This window comes from Sphingomonas psychrolutea, from assembly GCF_014636175.1.
In the GTDB taxonomy this organism is placed as follows: Bacteria; Pseudomonadota; Alphaproteobacteria; order Sphingomonadales; family Sphingomonadaceae; genus Sphingomonas; species Sphingomonas psychrolutea.
Window position 1 is genome coordinate 1 of sequence record NZ_BMDW01000051.1, and the last position, 1848, is coordinate 1848.

At 57.7% G+C, this 1848-nt stretch carries 1 protein-coding gene; it reads left to right on the forward strand.

The genetic code is table 11. The features are described from left to right. The first annotated feature begins 536 nt into the window (after positions 1-536). Positions 537-1532: a sensor histidine kinase gene (locus IEV62_RS18085; protein ID WP_188449986.1), complete on the forward strand. Its 996-nt coding sequence runs from the start codon at positions 537-539 to the stop codon at positions 1530-1532. The last annotated feature ends 316 nt before the right edge of the window (positions 1533-1848 follow it).

Sequence of the window (1848 nt, forward strand, 5' to 3'; positions counted from 1 at the left end):
ATCCCACACGCAGGCACTCGACCTTGGGCTATCTCAGCCCCATGGACTTCGAGAAGCAGGCTCATGTAGTCTAACTTGGTGTCCATGGGACCGGCAGCAACTCACAGCACCCGCTGCACCGGCTGCACCGGCTGGCGCGAAGCCGCAATCAACGACTGGCTGCGCAACCCAATTTTCTATGAAGCGCCCGGCCATCCGGCGGATTGACCGCTTGGAGCCCCAGCATCGATCGGTGGCACCTGAACGGCGATAGATGGTGGAGAGCGGTCTGGCTGCTTTCGGGATTGAGGTGATTGAAAGCCGCTATTCTCCGAGTGTCAGAACCGTTCGGTTGTTATGCACGTTGGAATGACAAGCGGTTCCATAAGTGCCGTGTCCATCAGATTGCGCGAATTCCCGCGAGCCCGTCAGTGAACTGTTGATTTTCGTTAATAATGGTCATTCAGGACAAGACTATGCTAACCCGGCTACGTGTTAGAGAGTGCGGCTCCAGTAAATCCTCGATTAGCCGCAGCACACGATTTGAAGGGCGGCGGATGGACTCGGAACAGAGTGCCAACACTCCCCAGTGGGGAGTTGTTGATTTACGTCGCGCCACGGAGGCAGCGGGCGTCGCGCTGTGGTCGTGGAACGTCGAGACTGACCGCATAACGATGGACGAACACGGTTTTCAGCTGTGGGACGTAGGTGCTCAGGGCGAAATTACGTTCGAGGATTTGTCCGTAAAAATACACCCTTCCGATCGCGACCGAGTTCGGAACGCGTTTTCGGCTACCCGCGCATTGGCCGGCTCCTATGATATCGATTTTCGGATCATGTGCGCTGACGACGTGCGTTGGATTTCGGCTCGCGGCCAGGGTGACGATGCAGGGATCGTCGGAGCTGTCATGTTCGGTATCTTCCTGGACGTGACCGACCGCAAACAGGCCGAGGAGGCGCACGAGCTGTTGGCGGGTGAGATGAGCCACCGCGTCAAGAACCTGCTGGCAATCGCGTCGAGCCTGACCACAATTGTGTCGAGATCGGCGACGAGCGCGGAAGAGATGGCCAATGACCTGACGACGCGCTTGTCGGCGTTAGGTCGTGCCCACGACCTTGTTCGACCAAGGCCAGACGAAGAAAATGCCGCGCTTGTCGGCGACCTGATTTCTGTTGTGCTAGCGCCCTATGACGACCTGGGAGCCCATACAGGCCGCGTGCGCGTGTCCGCGCCGAGGATCTCCACTGGCGACGGTGCCGCTACCAATCTGGCGCTGATCCTCCATGAGCTGGCGACCAATTCGGTCAAATACGGTGCGCTGTCGGTCGGCACAGGAACTGTCGATATTACCTGCACGAGTCAGGAAAATGACGTGATGCTAGTCTGGACGGAGCATGGCGGCCCAGCGGTAGTAGAACCGAGTGAGATGGGGTTCGGCAGTAAGCTGGTTACCCGAATGGTATCACGGCTTGGAGGCTCCTTTTCTCGCGAATGGTCGATCAATGGCATGGTCGTTAAGCTGGAAATGAAGAAAGACCGCCTGGCGGCCTAGCCAGAGCGGTAGCATTGGCACGGCAAAGCCGGATGGTGGTCGCATAAACTGAATGCAGTCAACAGATCGTCGAGGCGGTTCTGCTTCACCTATGAAACCTCAAATAGTTTTTGGCGGCATGATGCTGGGCACTCATTTTCTGGACGGGACCGACTAGGGAGAAGCGACGGCAGCTTTCGGGATCGGCAATTCGGGAAGCTAACGGCAAGGTTTGTGAAGGATATCGGATGCCGGCAGGCGTACGATATCCTCCAAAGCAGGAAGCCGCGGGCCACGCGTGCTGACCTATGGGGATTTCGGTTTTCGCCGCGTTGTG